Source organism: Herbaspirillum sp. Her2 (assembly GCF_057961375.1).
In genome coordinates this window covers 3,675,745-3,697,069 of sequence record NZ_CM176331.1, presented here as the reverse complement: position 1 = coordinate 3,697,069, position 21,325 = coordinate 3,675,745, and the positions used below count along the sequence as shown (strand labels likewise).

The following is a 21,325-nucleotide window of genomic DNA, read 5'->3' as shown; positions in this document are numbered from 1 at the left end:
GTCGCATTTCCTGACCGCCTGCGCGACGCCGGGACGTCGCGCAACTGCAGCATTGTTCACCTCATCGGCGACCGAACATCATCTGTTCGGCCAGCAAGCCGCGTGCTGCCGGCAGCAGGTCGATCGCGCCCAGCGACAGGCCCAGTGCCGCCTGCAGGGGCGAACCTTGGGGCGAGCCGGCAAAGATGCGCGCCATCAGGTCGGTCAGGCGAATGGTCAGGCCGCGATCCTGCCCGCGCTGGCGCTCGAAGGCCTGCAAGGCTTCGGGAGAGACCTCGCGCGCCAGCACATCGGCCAGCACGCGGGCGTCGCGCAAGCCCAGGTTCAGGCCCTGGCCGGCGACCGGATGCAGGGTTTGTGCAGCGTTGCCGATGGCCACCACGCGCCGGCTCTGGCCGGGGCGGGCGTTCAAGCCCAGCGGGAAGGCGTGGCGTACGCTGATGCGGGTGAATCGGCCCACCCGCTCGCCGAAGGTGCGCTGCAGGGACGCGAGGAAGGCGGCATCGTCCAGCGCCAGCAATGCTTCGCCGGTGGCAGGACGTACGCACCACACCAGCGCATAGCCATCATCCTGCGGCAGCAGGGCCAGCGGGCCTTCATCGGTGAAGCGTTCAAAGGCGCGATGGGCGATCACGCCATCGGCCTGCACGTGCGCGATGATGCCCAGTTGCTGGTAGTCGCGCTGCAGGCTTTTTTGCTGCTGTTCTCCGAAGACGCCACCCTCGGCCTGGATCACCAGTTGCGCTCGCAGTACGCGTCCATCCTTGAGGGTGACGGCGACTTGGTCTTCTTCTTCCGTGATCTCCTGTGCTTCGGCGGGGCGCATCTGGGTCAGTCCCAGCGGTGCGATGGCCGAGGCAAGGGCGCGGTTGACCTCGCCATAGCGCGCCACGTAGCCCAGCGCGGGCAAGTGGTAATCATTGCGGTCCAGCAGGGTGCGGCCGAAGTGGCCACGGCGCGAGACGTGGATCTGTTCGATGGCGGTGGCACTGAGGCCGATGTCGTCCCAGGCAGCCAGTTCATCGAGGATCTGGCGGCTGCCGTAGGAAAGGGCAATGGTGCGCGGGTCAGCGGCGGCTTGTTCAGGAGACTTCATGTCCACCAGAGCGATGCGCGCGGCGGACAACTGGCGGCGCGCCAAGAGGCCGGCCACGCTCTGGCCGACCGGGCCACCGCCGCAGATGATGAGGTCGAAATCGACGGATTCCATGATGCCGGGAAATGCCTTCTGCAGAAGATTCAGGAAGGCCTCATTGTAGCGGAGCCGCGCCGGCCGGGCTTGATCCGGCGCATGCGCGGCCCTGGGGAGACGGGCGCTTAAGCCTGGCGCATCAGCGCTTCAATGTCATCGACCTTGGTGGGCACGCCCGTGGTCAGCAATTCGCAGCCGGAGGGGGTGACGTGCGCATCATCCTCGATGCGGATGCCGATGTTCCAGAACTGCTCCGGCACGCCCTCGCCGGGACGCACGTAGATGCCCGGTTCGATGGTCAGCACCATGCCCGGCTGCAGCGTGCGCCAGGGCTTGCTGCCATCGGCGGTGGCGGGATCGCGATAGTCGCCCACGTCATGCACATCCATGCCCAGCCAGTGGCCGGTGCGATGCATGTAGAACTGGCGATAGTCGCCTTTTTCGATCACGTCTTCCAGCGAGCCGACCTTGGATTTGTCCAGCAAGCCGGTATCGAGCATGCCCTGCGCCAGCACGCGCACGGCGGCGTCATGGCCATCCATGAAACGTTTGCCGGGTGCGGTCTCGGCGATGGCGGCGGCTTGCGCGGCCAGCACGATCTCGTAGAGCGCCTTCTGCGGCCCGCTGAACTTGCCATTGGCCGGGAAGGTGCGGGTGATGTCGGCGGCGTAGCTGTCCAGTTCGCAGCCGGCGTCGATCAGGACCAGGTCGCCGTCCTTGATTTCGGCGTCGCCCGCGCGATAGTGCAGCACGCAGCTGTTGGCGCCGGTGGCGACGATGGAGCCATAGGCCGGATACTGCGAACCGTTGCGGCGGAATTCGTGCAGCAGTTCGGCTTCCAGGTGATATTCGCGCAGGCCGGGACGGCAGATGCGCATGGCGCGGCAATGCGCCTCGGCGGAAATGATGCCGGCGCGCTTCATCACGTCGATCTCGTAGGCGTCCTTGAAGAGGCGCATGTCATCCAGCAGCACGCTCACATCGACCACCGCGCCGGGCGCGGACACGCCGCTGCGCGCCAGTGCGCGTACGCCCTGCAGCCAGCGCTGCAACTGGGCATCGCGCTGGTCGTCCTGGCCGAGCGCGTAGTAGACGGCGCGGGCGTCGGAGAGCAGGGCGGGCATGTTCTTGTCCAGCTCCTCGATCGGATGGGCTGCATCGAGCGCGAAGAGCTGCTGCGCGGCCTGCGGGCCGTGGCGGTAGCCGTCCCAGATTTCGCGTTCCAGGTTCTTGTCGCGGCAGAACAGGATGCTGCGGTTTTCCTTGCCGGCCACCAGTACGAGTACGGCTTCGGGCTCGGTGAAGCCGGTCAGGTAGTAGAAGTAGCTGTCGTGGCGATACGGATAATCGGCATCCCGATTGCGCATCACCTCGGGCGCGGTCGGGATGATGGCCACGCCGCCCCCGGCTTGTTGCAGGCTGGCCAAGAGGCGCGCGCGGCGGGCGGCGAAGGGGGTGGCGTCGAAGCTCATGGTCGGGTTCCTTGCGGTGGCAGGTTCAGTGCTTCCAGTTGATCGATGGTGCCGACGTTGTGCCAGTCGCCGCGATACACATCGCCGCCGATGCGGCCCTGGTCGGCGTACTGGCGCAGCAGCGGCCCCAGTTTGGCGTGGCTGCCGGGCGCGATGCCGTCGAACATTTCCGGGCGATACACGCCGATGTTGGCAAAAGTCAGCTTCGGCTGGCCCTCGTTGGCGATGGCGAAGTTGTTCAATGCGAAATCCCCCTCGGGATGGAAGGGCGGATTCTTGACCAGGTACAGCCAGGCCAGGTCACGCTTGTCTTGCGGCAGCGGATTGCCCCACGGGTCCTCGTCTTCCAGCACGGTCAGCAGTTCGCTGTAGTCGAAGTGCGGGCACCAGATGTCGCCGGAGACCGCTATGAAAGGTTCTTCACCCAGCAGGTGGCGGGCCTGGGCGATACCGCCTGCCGTTTCCAGCGCGGTCTTTTCGGGTGAATAAAAGAGCTTTGCGCCATAACGGCTGCCGTCACCGAGGGTGTCTTCGATCATCTGGCCCAGGTGGGCGTGATTGATGACGATCTCGGTGATGCCGGCGCGTACCAGCGAGAGGATCTGCCAGACGATCAGCGGGCGGCCGCGTACTTTCAGGAGCGGCTTGGGGCAGGTATCGGTCAGCGGACGCATGCGCTCGCCGCGGCCGGCTGCGAAGATCATGGCTTTCATGCGGGGCGCCTCAGAAGGTGTAGCCGAACTTGGGCGCGTGTTCCTGTTCGAGCTTCTCGATCAGGCGCACCAGCGGCGTGAAGGCCACGTAGCGGCGCGCGGTCTTGAGGGTGTATTCCATGACCAGCGGGATGTCCTTCAGGTAGCCATCTTTGCCGTCGCGATGCCACAGGCGCGCGAAGATCCCCAGCACCTTCAGGTGGCGCTGCAGGCCCATCCATTCGAAGTCGCGGTAGAAGGTATCGATGTCCGGCGTGACCGGCAGGCCAGCGCGGCGCGCCTTTTCCCAGTAGCGGATGGCCCAGTCCAGCACCATTTCCTCATCCCACTGGATGTAGGCATCGCGCAGCAGCGAGACCAGGTCGTAGGTGATGGGACCGTAGACCGCATCCTGGAAGTCCAGGATGCCCGGGTTGCCCTTGGGCAGCACCATCAGGTTGCGTGAATGATAGTCGCGGTGCACGTAGACCTGGGGCTGCGCCAGGTTGTTGGCCAGGATGGCGTCGAAGGTCTTGTCCAGCACCGCGTTCTGCTCGTCGGTGAGGGTCACGCCCAGGTGCTTGCCGATATACCACTCGCGGAACAGTTCCAGCTCGCGCAGCAGCAGCGGGCGGTCGTATTCGGGCAGGGCCTCGGGCTTGCTTTGCGCTTGTAAAAGTACCAGGGCCTCGATCGCATCCATGTATAGTGCGTGCGCGCTGTCGGCCGAGAGCTGCGACAAGTAGGTCGTGGAACCCAGGTCCGAGAGCAGCAGGAAGCCGCGCTCGGTATCCTGCGCCAGTACCTTCGGCACGGTCACCCCGGTCTCGCCGAAGAGGCCGGCGACCTTCACGAAGGGACGGACGTCCTCCTGCGGCGGCGGGGCATCCATCACGATGGCACTGCCGCCGTCGGGTGTGTCCACCCGGAAATAACGGCGGAAGCTGGCGTCGGCCGAGGCCGGGCGCAGGGTGGAGGACAGCACCGGGGTATCGGCCAGGGTGGCCAGCCAGGCTTGCAATTCGGACAGGCGGAGATCGGGGGTGGAACCAGGTGAAGACATGAACTATCTGAGGAAATCGTTTGACGAGGTTGAGTTCCCATATAATAAGGGATTAAACCCAAAAAATCCGCCTGCACGGTATCTAGCCTCTCTTTTCATGATCCGGTTTTCCAAGTCTTTCACTGAACGTACTGTCAACTGGCGGCTGGCGCGTCTGTTCTCTTCGGCAATGGTAGTGGCTTCGGCCTCGGCCCTGCTGCCGCTGTCGGTGCACGCCCAGATGAGCATGCCCACCGCTGCGCCTGCCACGCCGCCCGCACAGGACCAGGACGCCCCGGTCAATGTCAGCGCCGAGCAGATGACCGGCCGTCCCGACCGCCAGGTCAATCTGGACCGCGACGTGGAGCTGGTCAAGGCAGCGACCACCATCAAGTCCGACAAGGCCGAATACCGCATCATCCAGGATGAAGTCGAGGCCACCGGCCACGTCTGGATGCAGCGCCTGCAGGACCAGTACACCGGCGACTACGCCGAGATGAACATGGGCACCGGCGCCGGCTACGTGACCAATCCGACTTACCTGATCGGCAAGAACGGCGGGCGCGGCAAGGCCGAGCGCATCGACTTCCTGGCGGACGACCAGGCCAAGGTGACGCAGGGGACCTACAGCACCTGCGAAGCACCGGATCCCGACTGGTATCTGCGCGCCAACACCATGGACCTCGACAGCGGTCGCGATATTGGCACCATGCATGGCGGCCTGCTGTATTTCAAGGATGTACCGATTCTGGGTTCGCCCTGGATGACGTTCCCGCTCTCGGGGGAGCGCAAGTCGGGCGTGCTGCCGCCCACCATCGGCATGACCAGTACCGGTGGTGCCGAGATCTCGGTGCCTTACTACTTCAACCTGGCACCCAACTATGACCTGACGCTGGTGCCGAAGTACATCGCGCGCCGCGGGCTGCAGATGGGGGCGGAAACCCGATACATTGGCGACACCTATAGCGGTGTCACCAACGTGGAAGGCATCCAGGATCAGGTCACCGGAACCGGCCGCTATTCGCTGTCCTCGATCCACAATCAGACCTTGGCACCCGGCCTGCAGCTGGCCTGGAACCTGAACAAGGCCTCCGACGACGACTATCCGTCGGACTTCGCGCACTCAATCACGGGCAGTACGCAGCGCCTGCTGCCGCGTAACGTCAGCCTCAGCTACGCCAGCACCTACTGGAGCGTGACCGGACTGGTGTCAAAGTACCAGCTGCTGCAGGACGTCAACGCGCCGATCGGCAAGCCCTACGACCGGGTGCCGCAGATCACTTTCACGGGTAACCGCTACGACATCGGCGGATTCGACTTCAGTACCACCGCCGACTTCACCCGCTTCTCCAGCGGCGACCTGATCGGCGGCGACCGCGCCTACGTCACGCAAGCGGTGTCGTATCCCATCATCCGCCCGGGCTATTTCATCACGCCCAAGGTGATCCTGGATGCGACCAGCTACAACCTGAACAATGTCTCGGCGGGTCAGCCGACCAATCTGACGCGTACGGTGCCGACGGTATCGCTGGACTCCGGCCTGATCTTCGAGCGAGACGCCAACCTGTTCGGCCGCAGCGTGACCCAAACGCTGGAACCGCGCCTGTTCTACGTCCGTACCCCTTACCGCGACCAGTCGCAGTATCCGGTGTTCGATTCCGGCCTGGCCGACTTCAACTTCGCGCAGATCTTCACCGAGAACCGCTTCGTCGGCCACGACCGCATCAGCGACGCCAACCAGCTGACCGCCGCCGTCACCTCGCGCCTGATCGAGGAAAACGGCCTGGAGCGCCTGCGCGCGGCCATCGGCCAACGTTACTACTTTGCCGATCCCAAGGTCGGCATCAGCGGCACCACCACCACCACGCTGGGCAGCAAATCCGATCTGTTGCTGGCCTTGGGGGGGCAGATCACCCGCGAGTTCTCCACCGACAACACCGTGCAGTACAGCGAGACCCTGCGCCAGATGGTGCGTTCCACCTTCGGCATCCGCTGGCAGCCGGCCCCCAAGCGCGTGCTGAACCTGCAATACCGCCTGGACCGTACCTACATCAACCCCTACACCGGCGTGCTCGATCCGCTCAAGCAGATCGACGTGTCCGGCCAGTGGCCGATTACCCAGCGCATCTACGCCGTCGGCCGCATGAACTATTCGATTCCGGACCGCACCGTGGCCGAAGGCCTGGCCGGCTTCGAGTACAAGGCCGACTGCTGGGTCTTCCGGGTGGTGGCGCAACGCATACCGACCTCGTCCACCAAGGCATCGACGGGCTTCTTCATTCAGCTCGAACTCAATGGCCTCTCCAAGATCGGGTCCAACCCGCTGGATGCCATCAAGAGCAGCGTGCCCGGTTACCAGAACGTGAACCTGCCGGATACCATGCCCGGCAACAACTTCTAACCTTTTTCGAACCAACGATTAGTCCATGCGTAATATGCGTACACCACTCCTCGCAACAACCAAAACAGTGACCGCGCTGCTGTGCATGCTGGGCGTGATCAGCAATGCGCATGCGCAGTTCGCGACCACCATCATCCCGGTAACCCCGCCGGAAACCACCAGCAGCGCGCCGTCGGCACCAGCCAAGGGCTCGCCCAAGGCCGCCGTCAAGCCCGCCGCCAGCAAGCCGGCCGCCCCTGCGGCGGTGCCAGCTGCCCCCGCACCGGCGGCAGCCAGCGCGCGCAATGAGCCGCGCCCGGTGGATTCCATCCTGGTGGTGGTCAACAATGAAGTCATCACCCGCCAGGAAGTCGCCGAGCGCCTGGCCAGCGTCGAGAAGCGCATGGCCGCACAGAACGTGCAGCTGCCCCCGCGCCAGCAACTGGTGCGCCAGCTGGTCGAGCGCATGATCGTCGAACGTGCCCAGGCGCAAATGGCCAAGGAAAACGGCATCGTGGTCGACGATGCCATGCTGGACCGCGCCATGCAGCGCATCGCCGAGCAGAACAAGCTGTCCATGCCGGAATTCCGCAGCCGCCTGGAGGCCGAGGGCATGAACTACGCCAGCTTCCGCGAAGAGATTCGCCGCGAAATCCTGAGCCAGCGCCTGCGCGAGCGTGAAGTGGACAACAAGGTGGTGGTCACCGAGTCCGAGATCGACAACTACCTCGCCGCCGAAGCCAATGCCGGCGGCCAGCGTCAGGAACTGGACATCGCCCAGATCCTGATCCGCGTGCCGGAAAACGCCAGCCCCGAACAGCTGGCCGCCCGCCGTGAACGTGCCGAAGACGTGCTGCGCCAGTTGAAGACCGGTGCCGATTTCGCAAAGACCGCCGCCGCTTATTCCGATTCGTCGGATGCCCTGTCCGGTGGCGACCTTGGCTGGCGTCCGGCGGACCGCCTGCCGCAACTGTTCCTGGATGGCGTGGCCAAGCTGCAGGATGGCCAGGTCAGCGGCCTGCTCAAGAGCGGCAACGGCTTCCACATCCTCAAGCTGGTCGGCCGCCGCGCCGCCGGGGGCACCCAGGCAGCCGCCCCCGCCGTGCAGCAGACCCACGTGCGCCACATCCTGATCAAGGTCAACCAAGTCGTCACCGCGGCCGAAGCCAAGCGCAAGCTGACCGAACTGAAGGAGCGCCTGGACCACGGTTCGGCTACCTTCGAGGAACTGGCCAAGCTGTACTCCAATGACCTGTCCGCCTCCAAGGGCGGCGACCTCGGCTGGATCTATCCGGGCGATACCGTGCCCGAGTTCGAACGCGCCATGGACCAGTTGAAGCCGGGCGAAGTCAGCCAGCCCATCGAAACCCCGTTCGGCTATCACCTGATCCAGGTGGTCGAGCGCAAGACCGACGATGCCTCCAAGGAGCGCACCCGCCAGGCCGCGCGCCAGGCCATCCGTGAGCGCAAGATCGAGGAAGCCACCGAGGACTGGATGCGCCAGATCCGCGACCGCGCCTACGTCGAGTATCGCAACGACGATTGATCGCCGCACCGGCAGGGGCAGCCAGCGGGCTGTCCCCATGCGTGCAAGAGAGGCCGGCCTTGTCGCCGGCCCTTGCCTTTTTGAAGCCCGTTTTTTCCCATACAGGCCATGAGTGACACCGCCATGAACCGACCCATCCTCGCGCTGACCTGCGGCGAACCGGCAGGCATCGGTCCGGAAATTTCCCTGCGTGCCGCCTGGGAGTTGCGCCACGAAGCGCGCTGCATCCTGCTGGGTGACGCCGCCTTGCTGGCACAGACGGCCTATGAGATCGATCCGCAGATGCGGGTTGCGGCGCTCTCCATCCAGGCCTGGCGCAACAGCGGCCTGCCCGATTTTCCGGTCGATTGCCTCACCGTCATCGATTGTCCGGTGGCCGAACCGGTGCGTGCCGGCGTGCTGGATGCGCGCAATGGCCGTGCCGTGTTGCAGACGCTGGACCTGGCCGTGCAGGGCGCGCTCTCCGGCGCCTTCTCCGCCATCGTCACCGCGCCGCTGCAGAAGAGCGCCATCAACGATGCCGGCGTGGCCTTCACCGGCCACACCGAATACCTGGCCGAAGTCACCGGCACGCCGCAAGTCGTGATGATGCTGGCCGGCGGCGATGCGCCGCACCTGCGCGTCGCCTTGGCCACCACGCACCTGGCCTTGAAGGATGTGCCGTCCGCGATCACCGGCGAGAGCCTGGCACGCACGCTCGACATTCTGCAAGCCGACCTGCGCGACAAGTTCGGCATCGCCCATCCGCGCATCCTGGTCACGGGCCTGAACCCGCATGCCGGCGAGAATGGCTATCTGGGCTGCGAAGAAATCGAGGTCATCACGCCCGCGCTGGAAGCGGCCCGTGCACGCGGCATTGATGCCCGGGGACCGTATCCCGCCGACACGCTGTTCCAGCCCAAGTACCTGGAAGAGGCCGATTGCGTCCTGGCCATGTATCACGACCAGGGCCTGCCGGTCCTGAAATTCGCCAGCTTCGGCCACGGCATCAACATCACCCTCGGCCTGCCCCTGATCCGCACCTCGGTCGATCACGGCACTGCCTTGGACCTGGCCGCCGCCGGCCTCGGCCACGCCGACCATGGCAGCCTGTGCGTAGCCATCCGTGCGGCTGCCGACATGGCGCGCCGCCGGGCCGCCGCCTGATATTGCAAGAACCCACTGGAACCACCATGAAACACATCCCGCGCAAACGCTTCGGCCAGAACTTCCTCACCGATGACGTGGTGCTGCACGACATCATCCGCTCCATCGCGCCCGCCGCCGACGATGCCATGGTCGAGATCGGCCCGGGCCTGGCGGCCATGACTGCGCTGCTGCTGGAAGAGTTGCGCCACCTGCACGTGGTGGAACTGGACCGCGACCTGGTCGAGCGCCTCAAGAAACGGTTCAGCGCCGAGCGCCTGACCGTGCATTCAGCGGACGCCCTCAAGTTCGACTTCGCCAGCATCCCGGTGCCGGAAGGCCGCAAGCTGCGCGTGGTCGGCAACCTGCCCTACAACATTTCCAGCCCCTTGCTGTTCCACCTGGCCGAGATCGCCCCGCAGGTGCAGGACCAGCATTTCATGCTGCAGAAGGAAGTGGTCGAACGCATGGTCGCCGAACCGGGCGGCAAGGCCTATGGCCGCCTGTCGGTGATGCTGCAGTGGCGCTATCACATGGAGTTGCTGTTCGTGGTGCCGCCGACCGCCTTCGATCCGCCGCCGCAGGTGGATTCGGCCATCGTGCGCATGATCCCCCTGGCGCAGCCCATGGCCTGCGAGCAGGCCTTGCTGGAGCAGGTCGTCACCAAGGCCTTCTCCCAGCGCCGCAAGGTGATCCGCAACTGCGTGGCGGGCCTCTTCACGGAAGACGAATTGCGCCAGGCCGGCGTCGATCCGCAGGCGCGTCCGGAAGCGGTGCCGGTGGACCAGTTCGTGGCCCTGGCCAACCTGCTGGCCGCGCGCCAGGCCTGAGGCCCGTACAGGGCGTGCAATGCGGCTGTTGCACTTTATTACAGCCGCGGCGCCACCCGTAAGAACTGTAACGAAGTTTCATATTCCGTAGTTTCAAGCTGAACCTGTCTTATATTGGAATCGTGCCGCGACAGATCGCGGACTTCTTTGACAGGAGCCAATCATGGCCAGCAAAAAAATCGCATCGGTATTGATCGCCACCACTCTTCTGGCTTCGGCCGCCGTCGTCAGCACGCCTGCGATGGCGCATGACCGGGGCGGCAACGGCGTGGCGATTGCTGCCGGTATCATCGGTGCCGTCGCCATCGGATCACTGATCGCCAACTCGCAGCCGGCACCGGTCTATCAGGCCCCGCCGCAACAGGTTTACTATGAGGCCCCGCAGCCGGTGTATTACCAGCCGCCGCAGCAGGTAGTCTACGAGCAGCCGCGCTACTACGCCCCGCCGCCGCCGCGTCCGGTGCGTTACGTGGAACGGACCGAGGTACGTACCTATCGTTACGACGACCGTCCGGACTACTACTCCTACTACGGCCGCTGATCACGGCCGATGAGCAGGGCGGAGGACCACGGTCCTTCGGCAGGACATCCAGGCGCAAGCCATCTTGAGGAAAACGGGCAACCTTGTCGGGTTGCCCGTTTTTTGTCGTGGGGCGCAGAAAAGCGGTGGTGGGCAAGCAAAGCGTCAGTAAAACGCTACATAATGACGAGCCGCTTGGCATTTTGTCAGCATAATGAGGCTGATCGTTTCGTCAGAATGACGAAACAGCGCGCATTGCCAACCAGCAAGGAGATGCCCCCACGATGATGGCCCCCATCGCCGCCGATGACATCCGGACCGCCCTCGACGCCGGCCACCTCTGGCCGGCGCTGCAGCCGCTGGTGCATCTGCGCAGCGGCCGCATTGCCGGTTTCGAAATGCTGGCGCGCTGGACCTGTCCGCAGCGCGGTGTGGTCTCCCCCATCGATTTCATCGACATCGCCGAACGTGGCGGCGTACTGGATGTCCTGCTGCTCAAGTTGCTCGACACGGTGGCCGCCACCCTGCGCCACTGGCCCCCGGAGCTGCGCCTGGCGATCAACCTGTCGCCCTGCCAGTTCCTCGACGGCAGCCTGCTGGACCGTCTGGCTGCCGTGATGCATCAGCATGGCCTGCCCATGTCGCGCCTGCAGCTGGAGATCACCGAGACCGTGCTGGTGCAAGACCACGAGCGCACCTTGCAGACCATCCTGGCCGCACGCCAGGCCGGGGCCAGCCTGTCGCTGGATGATTTCGGCACCGGCTATTCCAGCCTGACGCGCCTGCAGTCCTATCCCTTCGACGAGATCAAGATCGACGCCAGTTTCGTACGCACCATGGACCAGAACCCGGACAGCTTCCGCATCGTGCTGGCGGTCGCGGGCCTGGGCCAGAGTCTCAAGATGCACGTGGTCGCCGAAGGCATCGAGACTGAACACCACGCCCATCTCCTCAAGCGCATGGGCTGCGAATTCGGGCAAGGCTTCCATCTCGGCCGTCCTGCTCCGCTGGCCGATGCGGCACGGCTGATCGGCGAGCGCGGCGTGTGGTCGCGCCTTAGCGCCGGGATCGATACCTCGCCCTTCCAGCGCTGGCACCAGCTCGATTCGCTCTATCGCAGCGCGCCGGTTGGCCTGTGCTTCCTCGACCCCTTGCTGCGCGTGGTCAGCGCCAATGCCATGATGATCGACCTGCTCGGTGGCTATGCCGGCACCGAGCTGGAGGGCAGCCCGGTCATCGATCTGTTGAACCGCAGCGAACATCGCCCGCTGTTGCAGATGGTGGCCGAGGTGGTCGACGGCGCGTCTCCTGCCGCCACGGAATTCTTCAATTCGCGTACCGGACGTACCTCATTGCTGGCCTTCCAGGTGGTGCGCAGCGACCTGGGTGAATTGTTGGGCATCTCAGGCTCGGCGGTGGACATCACGGCGCGCGTATCCGCCGAGCGCACCGTGCGCGACAGTGAAGAACATTTCCATCGGGCCATCGACCTCAGTCCCAACATCCCCTGGGCCGCCGATGCGCAAGGCGTGATCGACTACATTGGCCCGACCTTCGAATGGCAGCCCGAGCTGACTACCGCCCAGCGCCACCAGCAGTGGCTGGCGCGCATGCCCGAGGAAGACCGCTTGCGGGTGCGTCAGGAATGGCTGGCCAACCTGCCCACGGGGCGCCCCTTCCGCACCGAATTCCGCGTGCTCTGGCCGGACGGCCAATGGCGCTGGATGCGCAGCCGTGCCTCGCCCCACAGCGACAGCGAGGGCCGCATCGTGCGCTGGTACGGACTGATCGTCGACATCAGTACGGAGCGCCGCTTGCAGTACCGGATCAGCGCGCTGGAAGAGCAGATCCACCGTCTGCGCGGGACCGATCAGGACTGAGTGGTCGCGATGCTGCGGACTTGCATGGCGGGCCTTCGGCGAGCGCCCGGCAAATCGGGGATAATGTCGGCTTGCTTCACGTTAGCCATGAAAAGGAGTCGCCAAGTGAGAATGTTGCATACGATGCTGCGCGTGGGAAATCTGGACCGTTCCATCGATTTCTATACCCAGGTGCTGGGCATGAAACTGCTGCGCAGGAATGACTACCCCGACGGCAAGTTCACGCTGGCCTTCGTCGGTTACGGCGAAGAACGCGATCACACCGTGCTCGAACTGACCCACAACTGGGATACCGAATCCTATGACCTGGGCACCGGCTACGGCCACATCGCCATCGAGGTCGACGATGCCTACGCCGCCTGTGAGGCGGTCAAGGCCAAGGGCGGCGCGGTCACCCGCGAAGCCGGTCCGATGAAGCACGGCAAGACCGTGATTGCCTTCGTCACCGATCCGGATGTACCCCAAAGTATTCACTAATTGTTTGCTACCCCAAAGAGTTGTCTATCAGTGTATATCTTTCGCTAGCCAATCCGTCGCGCTACCTTCGTCCACCTCTTGCAGATCAATATTTCACTCTTTCATTACCACTTGCAGCTTGGTTTTTTGTCAGTGAAACGGTGAAATAGATTCCCAATGACTGGAGCGGGCTGCCCGGCCTCAACAGCATCTCCCGCCTGTATCCCGAGCTTGTAAATATATTCTGCATCTTGTCGGCGCATGAAACATGCGCTTGCCTTTCCGCATTTCCCGCTCTTAGTGAATCGCTAGTGGAATTGTCTGAAGGCGCTAGTTAAAGGCTTGACGCACCTTGTCTGGCACAGACATATTTTCCAATGCGCCAGGCCAGATTCGAAAACTCGCTCTACCGCGAACTGGATGGCTGCGTAAGCAATGCGCCCTGATATCCCATCTCTATTTGCTAAACTTACGTAGGTCTCGATCGTCCCACGCCGTTGTTTACAATCGATTTTCTCGTTGGTAGACGCATCTCAACTCCCCTTCTACCAACTATCATTGTTCAATCTTTTTTTACTGTGCGGTTTTTTGCATTGCCTTGCTTAAGATGTTGATTTGCTCGCAGATTTGATAATCATCTAGCCGTCCTCCTCTCGGCAAGCGCCGAGCGATAAAGTAACGGTGCGAACCCAACTTTATCAAGGAGAACAGCAATGTTATTTTGCGGGATAGACCTCCATTCAAACAATTGCTTTGTGGTTGTTTCGGACGACACCGATAAAGTCTTATATTCCAAACGGCTGCGGAATAATCTTGCGGAAATAAGTACCGCACTCAGCCCCTATCGGTCTGACTTATTTGGTGTCGTTGTGGAGTCGACTTACAATTGGTATTGGCTGGTCGATGGCTTGGTGGAAGCTGGGTATCCGGTACACTTGGCCAATACGACTGCTATCAAACAATATGATGGTCTCAAGCATCGGGGCGATGAATCCGATGCACGTCATCTGGCACATATTCTGCGTCTTGGATTGCTACCGGAAGGCCATATCATGCCCAAGCCTTTACGGGCAGTGCGCGACCTGGCACGCAAACGCATGCAGCTGGTTCAGCAACGGACCATTCAAGTCGTCTCGATCGAAACCTGTCTGGCGCAACAAACAGGTGGCCGGATATCCAGCAACGATGTCAAGCAACTGACCAATGCTCAGGTCGACAGCATGTTGCTGGGCATGGCCGAATCAATAGCGATCAAAGCGAATCTGGCGGTGTTACAGGCACTGCAAATACAGATCGATGGCATCGAGAAGGCATTGTCTCAACACTGTCGACGAGATCCCGGCTATCACTTGCTTAAAACGGTATCTGGTATTGGTCCCATACTGGCCGCAGTCATACTTCTTGAAACCGGAAGCATCGACCGATTTGCTGATGTCGGCAATTACGCCTCTTACTGCCGATGCGTCGGCAGTACACATATTTCCAATGGAAAGAAGAAGGGCGCCGGCAACGCAAAGAATGGAAATCCCTATCTGGCATGGGCATTCGTCGAAGCAGCCAATTTTGCAGTGCGCTTCTCCGATTCGGCACGTAAGTTCTATCAACGCAAGAAGGCGAAACGAAACGGCATCGTTGCCATCAAGGCTGTAGCACACAAACTGGCACGTGCCTGCTATCACATGTTAAAGACGGGAGAGCAGTTCTCGATTGAGCGTTGCTTTACGTAAGTTTGGCAACGGCCGGCGAGCCAGGGAAAGGGGTGGACACTGAGCCATCAGAATTGATTGGATGCCGTGCCGTTTGCCATTGCTGTTTGTTCTGGGGGAAATGAATCGTCCGGATTGTGAGCCACAACAGGGCTGGGGCCGCTACGCGGCAACCATAGAATTGTCATCAATTGGACACAAGACGGTACCGAGATGCTTCTGGGGCAGCTGAACTGCCAGGGCGGAGATATCAGTCAGAGCTCCGCTTGATCCATATGGGTGACTGGTGCGATTCACGCAACCATACACTGAAGCGAAGGGCTCGAAGCTGCCAACAGAACGCGAGCGCAATGGCTTGAAATAAAGATATCGCGGAACGTCGCGAGTATTGAATTCGCTCCTTTACAGAGAACGGCTAATGGGTGACCCTCTCCATTTGACCCACCTTCCATTGCCTGCTGAAGGCAGCCACTCGGTCATACGACCCTTCATATCCCAACTCTCTTAAGTCCAGGAACATCTGTTTCAGGATCCTTCTTTGCTTGCGAGATTTGACCGCTTCTGCGCTTAGCCAGGCAGAAAGTCTGGGGACGAAGGAATCAAGCGAGCTTGGCGAATGCCTTGTGGGATAAGAGGGTTCGCTTACCTCTGTGCGAATGTAACGGCGAACTGTATTGCGGGAAATGTCGAGCCTGCGGGCGATTTCCCGAATTGAGATGCGGTCTCTGATGTACCAGCGTCGAATAATTCCAAGTAGGGCCACGTCTATCACTCCGTTCTCCTGCTCGCTGTCATGAGCAGGATTGTGGTCTAAACATGGGTCAACTTTGGATGCAAATTACCTGTGAAAGTGGGTCAGTTTTCAATGCAAATCAACACACAGACCTTCATCGTAAAGGTGATTCAAGCCCTTGGAACGATAGCTTTCGACGGGTAACTTGCCAGAATTACTGAAGTGGTAACTGGCCCAAATCGTGCCAGCGCATCGATAGCAGCTTCCAGCTGCGCCATCTCTTCAACCACGACACGCACAATGAAGCAATCTTCCCCAGTTATGCGGTGTGCTTCAATAATCTCGGACATCGCCTCGAAGGCGAACAAGCAGCGTTTGATCTCCGCGTGGGTGGTACGAATCCGCACCATTGCGGAGATATTGTGGCCCACCAAGCCGGGATTTATTCTTGCCGTGTAGCCTTCAATAACACCTCGGTCTTCCAATTTCCTAATGCGGGCGGTGATGGCTGGTTGAGATAGACCAATCTGCTTTCCCAGCTCTGTATTGCTCATGCGCGCATTGTGTTGAAGGGCCTCCAAGATGCGCCAGTCCAGGCGGTCTAACGCCTCCGCTTTAATTTCATTTGTCGAGTCCATCATTTTCCGTCAATTCATCGGTTCAATGCCGTCAATTCATTCGAATGCCGATGTTGCCTTAGTTCCGGTCTCAATACAATGAGCACTGTTTCATCAATGGAGCTTTCGCAAATGCATCATTCCGTCCTTATGGTTCCCGGCATCGGCAACTCTGGCCCTTCTCACTGGCAGAGCCTATGGCAGTCCTCGTATCCGAATTGGCGGCGCCTCATCGTCGAAAATTGGGACAAAGTAGAACGCGACGACTGGGTATCTGCCCTGGAGCGACAACTTGTCGATGCTCCTGCAAACACCCTGCTGGTAGCGCATAGCCTTGGATGCTTGGCGGTGGCACATTGGGCTGCACATTCGGAAAAGAAGATTGGTGGAGCCTTGCTGGTCGCAGTTCCCGATCCAGCGGCACCTTCATTTCCGCGTGGGGCGGCGCATGGATTCGCACCTATACCGCTGGTGTCATTAAGTTTTCCGACGGTCGTCGTCTGTAGCACGGACGATCCCTACGGCAGCGTGGACCACGGCCGAGAATGCGCCAATGCCTGGGGCAGCGAATTCGTCGAGGTTGGAGCGAAGGGGCACCTCAATGCGGAAAGCAAGCTAGGTGCCTGGCCGGAAGGGCTAGATTTGCTCGCAATAATGTCCATGTCCACCGATCGCGGCCGAGAGACCCCATAGTCAATATGCGCATCGTGGAAAGAAAACTCCAATCGCATTGCCAAGCGACCGTCACCTCCGTGCTAACCGTTTGATCAGTTCATGGTGCTGCGGCCAATCCTCCAGCAGCAACTCTGCCTGGGCGATTTCAAAAGCATCAAATTCGAAGCTTGGCGCCACCGTGCAGCCCACCAGACTGTGACCGTCTTGAACCGTACACTCCGCCGCAAACCAGGCGCCTGCCGAGACCAGCGCCTGGAAATCGGCACCGTCATGCTCAAGCGGATTGCCCAGGCGGAAAGTCTGAAGCGCCCCGTGCGGCTGCAGGACGTGGACGTGTAGAGGGTCACCTTCATAGAAGTGCCACATCTCTTCCGAATCGATCCGGTGCCACGTCGATCTATCCTTGCCACCAAGAAGGTAATAGATTGCGGTCGTCGCTGAGCGCGTCAAACCGCCCGAGGAACGCGCTACGCGCTCCTGGCTGCGATGGGTCTCCCGATAGAAACCTCCCTCCGGATGCGGTTGAAGGTTCAGATGGGAAATCAATTCTTCGAAGCGGTGTCGAGACATTTTCAGGATGATAGATAGGTTAAAGGGGATCCGCTCGATGGTCGGCGTCGAAGTGTTTCGCCACGATCTGGAGTGCGCTCTCGCCAGACATCCTTCGGAATGATCCAAAGCAGACCTGCGCAGCCGTCGGCGGATATCACCAGCATATTACGATCATCGCCTCACATGGCAAGCTTCCGTTTCCTGCGTACACTCACTCTTCCGCTGGTTCAGCGGCATTCTGGCGGCCCCATCCTTCCGCCACGACTCGACGTTGGCTACGAAAGCAGCAGATCACGTCACGCCTGCGGGCCGACCGCCCTGGTGCCATCTGCAATACAGCCCGAACGCGTGTTGATGCAACAGATGTTGCACGGGGACACGCGATCTTTGCTACCATCGACCGGATTCAAATGTACCAACGCACATCCATGAGCCAAGTCGCACATCCTCCGCGCAGTTTCAGTGAACTGGAAGCCTTGATCCGGGAACGTTTCAACGATTTGCGGCCGCAATTTCAAGCCGGCGCGGCCTTCTTGCTGGACAATCCCGGCGAAGTGGCGGTCTCGACCATGCGTGCCCTGTCGCACAAGGCCCAGGTGCAACCGTCCACGTTTGTGCGCCTCGCGCAGCATCTGGGTTTTGCCGGCTGGGCGGATTTGCGTGCGCTCTTTGTCGAGCGGCTGGCCGGTGAGCCCAAGGCCTATGCGTTCAAGGCCAAGAACATAGTCCGTCGCAGCAACAGCGACAAGCTGGTGGCAGAACTCTTTACCGCGCAGCGCGCCAACCTCGATATCTCGGAGCCCAAGAGTGCCGACCGCATGCTCGGTGCCGCACGGGCACTGTTGAAGGCACATCACGTCCACATCGCCGGCTTTCGCGCCGCGTTTTCCATTTCCTTCCTGTTGCATTACCTGTATCGCCTGTTCCGGACGTCGGTATCGCTGGTGCGGGGCAGCGAAGGCTCGATCGAGCTGGAATTGCGCGCCATCGCGGCACACGATGCGGTAATAGTCGTCAGTTTCGCCCCGTACTCCACCGAGGCGGTGCGCGTTGCCGAAGCCGCCAAACAGGCTGGCGCCAAGCTCATCGCATTGACTGACAGCGCGGTCGCTCCGATCGCGCTCAAGGCCGACCATTGCATCTTGTTTTCTCACGAAAGCCCCTCCTTCTTCCCCTCCATGGCTGCTGCCACGGCCATTGCGGAAAGCCTGATAGAGCTGGTGATTTCGATTGACGATGAGCACGCCGTCACCCGGCTGGAACTGGCCGAAAGCGACTTGCACAGTACCGGCGCCTACATAGCCCGTTAAACATCCTTCCTCTTTTTGTCAGGCGCTTCGTGCGCCTGCACCTCTGCATTTCCCCATCTTGCTTTTGACACCATGTTGTGCGGCGACATCGCTGCAAGTGCGCCATTGGTGTGCTTCGCGCCGAGTTCACGCACCAACAGCATGCTGCGATTGCACCAAAATAATCAAATAAAAACAGTTATGCAACATATGTTGCATAACTGTTTTTATTCATTTATATTGCGCCTCAGATCGTTTGTGCAACGAATGTTGAATTTTCTGGTTTTCCTGTCACCAAATTTTGTTGCACATCAAGAGGATAAAAGGACTGTCACCATGACCCATGTTTTCCATCGCAATCCCCGTAGCAAACTTCCCGTGGCCGTTGCCGGCGAAGGGATGGCGCTGATCGATCAGGATGGCAAGCGCTATCTCGATGCATCCGGTGGTGCTGCGGTGTCCTGTCTTGGACATGGTCACCCCCGCGTGATCGAGGCCATTCGCGCTCAGGTGGCTGAATTGGCATATGCCCACACCTCATTCTTCACGACGGCGCCGGCAGAAGAGCTGGCCGCGATGCTGGCCGATGCTGCGCCCGGCTCCCTCAATCATGTCTATTTCGTGTCGGGCGGGTCTGAAGCGGTCGAGGCGGCGTTGAAGCTGGCGCGCCAGTACTACGTCGAAATCGGGCAGCCACAACGCCGGCATATCATCGCGCGCCGACAGAGCTATCACGGCAACACGCTGGGTGCGCTGGCCATCGGTGGTAACGCATGGCGTCGCGACATGTTTATGCCCTTGCTTATCGATGCACATCACATTTCCCCGTGCTACGCCTATCGCGACCGTGCCGACGGCGAAAGCGATGCGCAGTATGTGCAACGCCTGGCCGATGAGCTGGAACAGAAAATTCTCTCGCTCGGCGCCGACCAGGTGATCGCGTTCGTGGCCGAAACGGTGGTCGGCGCAACGGCCGGTGCGGTGCCGCCGGTGGGCGACTACTTCCGCAAGATGCGTGAGGTCTGCGACCGATATGGCGTCTTGCTGATTCTGGATGAAGTCATGTCCGGCATGGGGCGTACCGGCTATCTCTTCGCTTGCGAAGAGGATGGTGTCGAACCCGATATCGTGGTGATTGCCAAGGGCCTGGGCGCCGGCTACCAGCCGATCGGCGCCATGATCTGCAGCGATCGCATCTACGATGCTGTGTTGCGCGGCTCCGGATTCTTCCAGCACGGCCATACCTACATCGGTCATGCAACGGCATGCGCCGGGGCCTTGGCTGTACAGAAAACGATCCGGGAAGAGTGCCTGCTGGAAAACGTCCGCCAGCGCGGAGAGCAGTTGCGTAGCGAATTGCGTCAGGTGTTTGACGACCAGCCGCATGTGGGCGATGTCCGTGGCCGTGGTCTGTTCGTTGGCGTGGAGCTGGTGGCCGATCGCCGCAACAAGCTGCCGCTGGACCCGAGCTTGCGTACCCACGCCCGCGTCAAGGCCGAAGCCATGAAGCGCGGTCTGCTGGTGTACCCGATGGGCGGCACCATCGATGGCCGCAACGGTGACCACATCCTGCTGGCGCCACCGTTCATCGCCACGCCAAACGATATCAGCGAGATCGTGCAACGGCTCTCCGAGTCGGTCGCTGCGTCGCTCGCCTGAGTCCGGTCAGATCCACATTTTCCACGAGGAGGGGTAACAATGAAACACCTAGTCAGTCTGGCCGCACCGGCCGCAATGCTGTCCATGCTGTTGCTTGTACTGCCACAGCAAGCCCGTGCGGCAGATTCCGCATTGGGTCCCACCCTGCAAAAGATCAAGGATGCCAACCTGATCGCCATCGGCCATCGCACCAGCTCCATTCCGTTTTCCTATTACGACGAAAATCAGCAGGTGATCGGCTATTCGCAAGACCTGTGCAACAAGGTCATCGATGCCGTCAAGGCCAGGATCGGCGCGGCCAAGCTGGATGTGCGCATGGTGCCGGTAACGTCGCAGAATCGTACGCCCCTGCTGCAGAACGGCACCATCGATCTCGAATGCGGCGTGACCAGCAATCTGAAGAACCGCTGGCAACAGGTTTCCTTCGCGACCAACTTCTTCGTGGCGAGCAGCCGCATCCTGACCAAGCGCGACAGCGGCATCAAGGACTTTCCCGACCTGGCCGGCAAGGCGGTGGTGACCAATGCCGGGACCACATCCGAGCAACTGCTGCGCAACCTCAATGAGCACCGCAAGATGGGCATGCAGATCCAGAGCGCCAAGGACTACGGCGAGGCCTTCCTGATCCTGCAGTCGGGGCGCGTGGCTGCCTATGTGATGGACGACGTACTGCTGGCCGGCGCCCGTACCACTGCGCAAAGGCCCAATGACTGGGTGTTGACCGGCAATCCCTTCGGTGCGGAACCGTATGCCTTCATGGTTCGCCGTGATGATCCGCAATTCAAGCAGCTGGTGGACGACACCTTGTCCGGCCTGATGAAGAGCGGCGAGATCAAGAAGATGTACGCCAAGTGGTTCACCTTCCCGATTCCACCAAAGAACGTGAGCTTCAACTTCCCGATGTCGGACACCGTCACGAAGTTGTACGCGACGCCCAGCGACAAGCCGATGGATTGAGG

The 21,325-nt window shown here is 61.2% G+C and carries 19 protein-coding genes and 1 pseudogene; 12 read left to right on the top strand and 8 right to left on the bottom strand.

Annotated features, from left to right (window positions below; all coding sequences use genetic code 11):
* Positions 1-61: 61 nt before the first annotated feature.
* From ACWHXP_RS16755 to ACWHXP_RS16740, 4 genes are all read right to left on the bottom strand, one after another.
* Complete coding sequence (locus tag ACWHXP_RS16755) at positions 62-1,210, bottom strand: FAD-dependent monooxygenase (protein ID WP_489635492.1); 1,149 nt, start codon at positions 1,208-1,210, stop codon at positions 62-64.
* A 107-nt stretch (positions 1,211-1,317) separates the two neighbouring features.
* A complete protein-coding gene (pepP, locus tag ACWHXP_RS16750; RefSeq protein ID WP_121037713.1) occupies positions 1,318-2,664 on the bottom strand; it encodes a Xaa-Pro aminopeptidase in 1,347 nt (448 codons plus the stop codon).
* A complete protein-coding gene (gene murU, locus ACWHXP_RS16745) occupies positions 2,661-3,377 on the bottom strand; it encodes an N-acetylmuramate alpha-1-phosphate uridylyltransferase MurU (protein ID WP_343724119.1) in 717 nt (238 codons plus the stop codon). Before murU ends, pepP begins: the two co-directional genes overlap by 4 nt.
* Before the next feature lie 10 nt (positions 3,378-3,387).
* Entirely contained in the window at positions 3,388-4,419 is a 1,032-nt protein-coding gene (locus tag ACWHXP_RS16740; protein ID WP_088754622.1) for an aminoglycoside phosphotransferase family protein, read from the bottom strand.
* 97 nt (positions 4,420-4,516) lie between these two features.
* Here ACWHXP_RS16740 and ACWHXP_RS16735 point away from each other — a divergent pair, with 97 nt between their 5' ends.
* The 8 genes from ACWHXP_RS16735 (at position 4,517) to ACWHXP_RS16700 (ending at position 14,862) form a co-directional block, all read left to right on the top strand.
* Complete coding sequence (locus tag ACWHXP_RS16735) at positions 4,517-6,799, top strand: LPS-assembly protein LptD (RefSeq protein WP_134135449.1); 2,283 nt, start codon at positions 4,517-4,519, stop codon at positions 6,797-6,799.
* A gap of 25 nt (positions 6,800-6,824) precedes the next feature.
* Positions 6,825-8,324 (top strand): peptidylprolyl isomerase, encoded by a 1,500-nt coding sequence (locus tag ACWHXP_RS16730; RefSeq protein WP_121037705.1) that lies wholly within the window; start codon positions 6,825-6,827, stop codon positions 8,322-8,324.
* Between the two features lie 123 nt (positions 8,325-8,447).
* A complete protein-coding gene (pdxA, locus tag ACWHXP_RS16725) occupies positions 8,448-9,470 on the top strand; it encodes a 4-hydroxythreonine-4-phosphate dehydrogenase PdxA (protein WP_489635493.1) in 1,023 nt (340 codons plus the stop codon).
* A 26-nt stretch (positions 9,471-9,496) separates the two neighbouring features.
* Positions 9,497-10,279 (top strand): 16S rRNA (adenine(1518)-N(6)/adenine(1519)-N(6))-dimethyltransferase RsmA, encoded by a 783-nt coding sequence (rsmA, locus tag ACWHXP_RS16720; protein WP_121037700.1) that lies wholly within the window; start codon positions 9,497-9,499, stop codon positions 10,277-10,279.
* Positions 10,280-10,442: 163 nt separating this feature from the next.
* On the top strand, positions 10,443-10,820 hold the full coding sequence (locus ACWHXP_RS16715) for a hypothetical protein (protein WP_034335597.1): 378 nt from the start codon (positions 10,443-10,445) through the stop codon (positions 10,818-10,820).
* 263 nt (positions 10,821-11,083) lie between these two features.
* Positions 11,084-12,679, top strand: a complete 1,596-nt coding sequence (locus tag ACWHXP_RS16710; RefSeq protein ID WP_209568022.1) for an EAL domain-containing protein — start codon at positions 11,084-11,086, stop codon at positions 12,677-12,679.
* Positions 12,680-12,784: 105 nt separating this feature from the next.
* Positions 12,785-13,156, top strand: a complete 372-nt coding sequence (gene gloA, locus ACWHXP_RS16705) for a lactoylglutathione lyase (protein WP_489635494.1) — start codon at positions 12,785-12,787, stop codon at positions 13,154-13,156.
* A gap of 692 nt (positions 13,157-13,848) precedes the next feature.
* Positions 13,849-14,862: an IS110 family RNA-guided transposase gene (locus ACWHXP_RS16700; protein ID WP_489635495.1), complete on the top strand. Its 1,014-nt coding sequence runs from the start codon at positions 13,849-13,851 to the stop codon at positions 14,860-14,862.
* A gap of 424 nt (positions 14,863-15,286) precedes the next feature.
* Here ACWHXP_RS16700 and ACWHXP_RS16695 read toward each other — a convergent pair.
* A pseudogene (locus ACWHXP_RS16695) lies at positions 15,287-15,613 on the bottom strand (winged helix-turn-helix transcriptional regulator); the annotation flags it as partial.
* A 131-nt stretch (positions 15,614-15,744) separates the two neighbouring features.
* Positions 15,745-16,215: an Lrp/AsnC family transcriptional regulator gene (locus tag ACWHXP_RS16690; RefSeq protein WP_489635496.1), complete on the bottom strand. Its 471-nt coding sequence runs from the start codon at positions 16,213-16,215 to the stop codon at positions 15,745-15,747.
* 108 nt (positions 16,216-16,323) lie between these two features.
* Between ACWHXP_RS16690 and ACWHXP_RS16685 the strand changes: the two genes are divergently transcribed.
* Positions 16,324-16,884: an RBBP9/YdeN family alpha/beta hydrolase gene (locus ACWHXP_RS16685; protein WP_489635497.1), complete on the top strand. Its 561-nt coding sequence runs from the start codon at positions 16,324-16,326 to the stop codon at positions 16,882-16,884.
* Between the two features lie 51 nt (positions 16,885-16,935).
* Here the strand turns inward: ACWHXP_RS16685 and ACWHXP_RS16680 are convergent, their stop codons facing one another.
* A complete protein-coding gene (locus ACWHXP_RS16680; RefSeq protein ID WP_489635847.1) occupies positions 16,936-17,436 on the bottom strand; it encodes a cupin domain-containing protein in 501 nt (166 codons plus the stop codon).
* Positions 17,437-17,846: 410 nt separating this feature from the next.
* Between ACWHXP_RS16680 and ACWHXP_RS16675 the strand changes: the two genes are divergently transcribed.
* Positions 17,847-18,728: a MurR/RpiR family transcriptional regulator gene (locus tag ACWHXP_RS16675; RefSeq protein ID WP_489635498.1), complete on the top strand. Its 882-nt coding sequence runs from the start codon at positions 17,847-17,849 to the stop codon at positions 18,726-18,728.
* Here the strand turns inward: ACWHXP_RS16675 and ACWHXP_RS16670 are convergent.
* Positions 18,725-18,871: a hypothetical protein gene (locus ACWHXP_RS16670; protein ID WP_489635499.1), complete on the bottom strand. Its 147-nt coding sequence runs from the start codon at positions 18,869-18,871 to the stop codon at positions 18,725-18,727. The two genes, ACWHXP_RS16675 and ACWHXP_RS16670, sit on opposite strands and share 4 nt — an antisense overlap.
* A gap of 172 nt (positions 18,872-19,043) precedes the next feature.
* Here ACWHXP_RS16670 and ACWHXP_RS16665 point away from each other — a divergent pair, with 172 nt between their 5' ends.
* Positions 19,044-20,366: an aspartate aminotransferase family protein gene (locus ACWHXP_RS16665; protein WP_489635500.1), complete on the top strand. Its 1,323-nt coding sequence runs from the start codon at positions 19,044-19,046 to the stop codon at positions 20,364-20,366.
* A 39-nt stretch (positions 20,367-20,405) separates the two neighbouring features.
* The gene (locus ACWHXP_RS16660) at positions 20,406-21,323 is read left to right on the top strand and encodes a transporter substrate-binding domain-containing protein (protein ID WP_489635501.1); all 918 of its coding nucleotides are present in this window, start codon (positions 20,406-20,408) and stop codon (positions 21,321-21,323) included.
* The last annotated feature ends 2 nt before the right edge of the window (positions 21,324-21,325 follow it).